This window comes from Microcystis sp. M53603_WE2 (assembly GCF_030065435.1).
In genome coordinates, this window is the sequence record NZ_JASJFF010000951.1 from 1 (window position 1) to 2306 (window position 2306).

General features: G+C 44.4%; 2 protein-coding genes and 1 pseudogene. 2 read left to right on the forward strand and 1 reads right to left on the reverse strand.

Annotation, left to right across the window (positions count from 1 at the left end; translation table 11 throughout):
* Positions 1-414: zinc ribbon domain-containing protein (locus PX481_RS20060; protein WP_288095640.1), on the forward strand; the 414-nt coding region annotated here is incomplete at its 5' end.
* 504 nt (positions 415-918) lie between these two features.
* On the forward strand, positions 919-1875 hold the full coding sequence (locus PX481_RS20065) for an RNA polymerase sigma factor, RpoD/SigA family (protein WP_002761297.1): 957 nt from the start codon (positions 919-921) through the stop codon (positions 1873-1875).
* A 328-nt stretch (positions 1876-2203) separates the two neighbouring features.
* Here the strand turns inward: PX481_RS20065 and PX481_RS20070 are convergent.
* Positions 2204-2306, reverse strand: a pseudogene (locus PX481_RS20070) (S-methyl-5'-thioadenosine phosphorylase); the annotation flags it as partial.

Below are 2306 nucleotides of genomic sequence, written 5' to 3' on the forward strand. Positions count from 1 at the left end.
CATTACCTTTGCGATTTTGCTGATAATATCTTCGTTGAGGATATTAACTTCGTTTCCTGGTCTAGAGGGATCGTTAGAAAACAATCTCTAGATTCGGGTATCGGTAGTTTTATTAATGAGATATTACCGTTTGTTGTTTGGAAACGGGGGAAATATTATCTTAAGGTCGATAAAAACGGAACTTCCCAGGATTGTCCTAATTGTGGCGCGTTCACCAGCAAAAAGTCGTTATCGGAAAGAGTTCACCGGTGTGATTCTTGCGGTCACATCGAACCAAGAGATACGGCATCAGCGAAGGTAATCGAGAACCGAGGAAAAAATGCGGTCGGACTGACCGTGTTAGAAAACGCTTGCGGAGGCGGTCGGTTGGGGGTCGTTCAGTTAAACCTGTTTGATCTAGTCAAGAGCAGATGAACCAAGAATCCCCCGCTACACCGCGCGAGCGGTTAGCGGGGGAGAGTCAATGGACATTTTAGTACAAACCCCTCACCGATCGCCCTGCGATCGCTATCTGAGAAAATTGCTCATTTTGTCATCTAGATTGCATCCTGATTGGAAACCTTTGGGTAATCTATGGGTACAGATACTCAAACCTCCCCTTCCTTGCTGCGTTCCTGATAGGGATATTTTTTTTTCTCATAAACTTTACAATATTTAATAATTGTTGTAATATTGGTTAAACAACCAAGGTTCTTACTACTTGCCATTTATGCCCATAAACTCTATATATAGCCAAAAAAAGGACTATAGAGGCAATTAAATCTTCAATTAGATTTCTCTATATCCTTGAGTGATCACTTACTAATCTCTTTACAAAACTAGAAAAAACCCTGATAGCATCTCCTTAACTGCCCCTGGGGAAGCGATCTGAAAAACGCCATCAATCCCTGAATATCAACCCTCAACCGACGCGCACTCATGAAAACCTCGAAAAACCCCACCGATCCAGTTCGCGCCTATCTCAGAGAAATTGGCCGAGTTCCCCTTCTCACCCATGAAGAAGAAATTCTCTACGCAAAACAGGTGCAAAGATTAATTTTTCTCGAAAAAATCAAGGAATCCCTAAGGGCGAAACTCGGCAGGGAACCCAGCGATCGCCAATGGTCAGAAGCGGCGGAAATTAGTGAAGAACAACTGCGTCGAGAATTGGGGGCAGGGGATTTCGCCAAACGCAAGATGGTAGAAGCGAACCTGCGTCTAGTGGTTTCCGTCGCTAAAAAATACCTAAAACGCAATCTAGATCTATTAGACCTCATCCAAGAGGGAACGATTGGGATGCAAAGAGGTGTGGAAAAATTCGATCCCACCAAAGGCTATCGCTTCTCCACCTATGCTTATTGGTGGATTCGCCAAGCCATCACCCGGGCGATCGCAGAAAAAAGTCGCACCATCCGTCTGCCCATCCACATCACCGAAAAACTGAATAAAATCAAAAAAGCCCAGCGTCAACTAGCTCAAGATAAAGGTCGCGCTGCCACCATTGCCGAATTAGCCGAGGAATTAGACCTAACTCCCAAACAGGTGCGAGACTACTTGGAAAGGTCCCGTCAACCCCTTTCCCTTGACTTAAAGGTGGGGGACAATCAAGACACGGAATTAGGGGAACTCTTGGAAGATACGGGACTTTCCCCCGAAGATTACACTGCCTATTCTTCCCTCCAAGTGGATTTGGAAAAACTGATGGCAGACCTCACCCCTCAACAAAAAGAAGTGATTTGTCTGCGTTTTGGTTTAGATAATGGGCAGCCCCTCACCTTAGCAAAAATTGGCGTTCGACTCAATATCAGTCGTGAACGCGTGCGTCAGATCGAACGAGAAGCGATCGCTAAATTAAGAAAACGCAAGGGCAACATCAGAGAATATCTAGCTAGTTAAGCTAGAGATAACCTAGAATTTGGGTCAAATTGAGCGTCTGGATAACAGCGAGAAAAATGACCCATTTCTAGATTCATCGGCGACTTTTCTCCGCTCTTATTTCTCTATTTAGGGTTTGCGGCAAAAAGTTTTTCCTGGGGGCAGGGTGTGGGGTGTAGGGTGTAGGGTGTAGGGTTTTAGCGATTTTGAGGGGGTAAATTACCTAATTTTCAGGGAAAAAGTCCAGGGATTTTCCCCCCGACCACTCCGGGATCTGGCACTTTTTGGAAACCAAAAAGTCTAAAAGTCTTACCCAACAAGGTTTTTAGATTTATTCAGCAAGCTCTATTTATTCAAGATATTTTTTCAAAAAGAGAGCTAATTTTTCTTTAGTGGCGACGGGAACAGAATCTAGACGGGTAAGAATAGCGTATTTAAGGGCAGAATGAGCG

Excerpts from the sequence above, each read along its gene's own strand:
- PX481_RS20065 (WP_002761297.1), top strand. The coding sequence starts at position 919 with ATGAAAACCTCGAAAAACCCCACCGATCCAGTTCGCGCCTATCTCAGA.